Genomic DNA, 2,152 nt, shown 5'->3' with positions numbered 1-2,152 from the left:
ATATTTTAAAATTGACTCTTATATTCATTGTTTTTATTTTTTATTCTTTAATATTAATTTAGTAAATATATTAGATTTGAAAGTATCTATTATTTGAGTTTTATTCAATTACTGAAATTCTAACTTTATTTATATTATATAAGCCACCTTGAGCTTTATTAAAATATTAAGCCTTTATTGTAATTTATACTAATTGCTATTTAGTTATTAATTAATAAAGTGTTTTTTAATATTTTCAATATAATCCCTTAATACGATAAAAAACCACCAGCTTAACTGGTGGTTTTTTAGTGTGGACAAAGTCTATACTATGACTATCAGTTTAACAACTAATAGTTTTTTATTCTATAATTTTTTATTATTAATTTAATTAAATTGCTTCTTCATGACAAAATGGACATGGTATTGATTTATTGTTATCTATAGATTCTTTTTCAACAAAAAGAGGCTTATTACAACTCTTGCAATTTACTTCGATATACTCATCTTCCATTTCTATAAGATCTTCTATTGAAACTTCTTCAAATAATTCATCTTGCAATCCTGTAAGATCTTCGTCTATATACTGAACATTTTCTTCTAAATAATCTTGTCTATTGTTCATATCTTCAATTACATTTGACATATCATCTAAAACCGATAAAATGCTACTAAAAATATTATCATATTTATCATCATTTATATTAGCAACATTAGTTTTAATATTTTCTATTTTTTCTTTTATATTTTTCACATCTTCACTTCCTTTAAATAGAAATATTGTCTATTCAAATTATACCCTAATATTGGATATTTTATATATAAATTTTTGTTTATTTAACTTTTATTGTAATCCTTATAGAATAAAAAAGCTAAGTAAAAACTTAGCTTTTGTTATTATACTCTTTCCATGTATTCACCAGTTCTAGTGTCTACTCTGATTACGTCTCCTTCATTAACAAACATAGGAACATTTACAACTGCACCTGTTTCTAATGTAGCAGGTTTCATTGCATTTGTAGCAGTGTTTCCTTTTATTCCTGGGTCTGCTTGAGTTATTAGTAATTCAACAAAGTTTGGAGCCTCTACTGAGAAAGCCTCTCCTTTGTAGAACTTTATTACAGCAAACATATTTTCTTTTATGAACTTTATAGCATCTTCTACTTTTTCGTAGTTTAATGGAATTTGTTCAAAAGTTTCTTGATCCATGAAGTAGTATAGTTCTCCATCTGAATAAAGGTATTGCATTTCTTTTCTTTCAATTACTGCTTCTTGTAATTTAGCTGTTGGGTTAAAAGTTGTATCAGTAACACCACCAGAAATAACATTTCTTAATTTTGTTCTTACAAATGCTGCACCTTTACCTGGTTTAACATGTAAGAAGTCTATTACTGTATAAACTTGTCCTTCATGCTCGAAAGTAGTACCTTTTCTTAAATCTCCTGCTGATATCATTAAATATCCCTCCAAAAACTTTATTCCATATATTTAGTATAACTCGTTGTTACCTAAATAGTCATAACTTCAACAATGTTTATGACATAACAAAAATATTTTATCAAAATTCACAAATAAATGCAATTACTTATAATAACTTCTAAAAAATATTGTCATTATTTACTTTTTAATTCTAGCTCTAACAAGATATTTTCTTTATCATAATTCAAATTATAATTATTTATATAGTAATTATCTATTTTATTCAATGCATCCAACACCTGAATTTTATTACCATTTAAGGTGCATTTTACTATCCAACTACTTTCATCTATCTTATTATAACTTAATATTGTTGAATTATTTATATTATTAAAATCCTTCTCTATGTCTTTTATATATTTAACATTTTTCACTTCTGTTATACATGGTACAACATCTTTAGGGGAATCTTTTTTATTAAAAATCATTATGCAAATTTGGAGAATTGTTATAAATATAACTATTAAATGTAATATTTTAATTTTTTTCATAACCTAACCTCTAATGTAAAATAATTTTCTTCATTTTTAATAATAGAATTTATCTTTATTTTATCATTTTCCTCTATTTTAAAAACTTCTTCTTTATTTTTCACCTTAATAGATCCATTATTATTTTGTATATTCATGTATAGAATATTAGGAGTGATATTATTTATCCATTCCTCTATATTTTCTTTTTTAATCCTTTCTTC

The 2,152-nt window shown here is 24.0% G+C and carries 4 protein-coding genes; all 4 read right to left on the bottom strand.

All coding sequences use genetic code 11. The features are described from left to right. Positions 1-370: 370 nt before the first annotated feature. Positions 371-733 carry a CD1247 N-terminal domain-containing protein gene (locus tag J2Z25_RS18445; RefSeq protein WP_209741556.1) on the bottom strand — a complete coding sequence of 121 codons (363 nt, stop codon included), beginning with the start codon at positions 731-733 and terminating at the stop codon, positions 371-373. 143 nt (positions 734-876) lie between these two features. Then, positions 877-1,434 carry an elongation factor P gene (gene efp, locus J2Z25_RS18440; protein WP_008679144.1) on the bottom strand — a complete coding sequence of 186 codons (558 nt, stop codon included), beginning with the start codon at positions 1,432-1,434 and terminating at the stop codon, positions 877-879. Positions 1,435-1,592: 158 nt separating this feature from the next. Further along, positions 1,593-1,949 (bottom strand): hypothetical protein, encoded by a 357-nt coding sequence (locus J2Z25_RS18435; RefSeq protein WP_209741555.1) that lies wholly within the window; start codon positions 1,947-1,949, stop codon positions 1,593-1,595. After that, on the bottom strand, positions 1,946-2,152 hold a 207-nt coding region (locus tag J2Z25_RS18430; protein WP_209741554.1), incomplete at its 5' end, for a hypothetical protein. The genes J2Z25_RS18435 and J2Z25_RS18430, both read right to left, overlap by 4 nt.

This window comes from Clostridium tertium (assembly GCF_017873245.1).
Classification (GTDB): Bacteria; Bacillota; Clostridia; order Clostridiales; family Clostridiaceae; genus Clostridium; species Clostridium tertium.
Note: the sequence above shows the minus strand (reverse complement) of the source record. Positions and strands in the feature narration are given on the sequence as shown.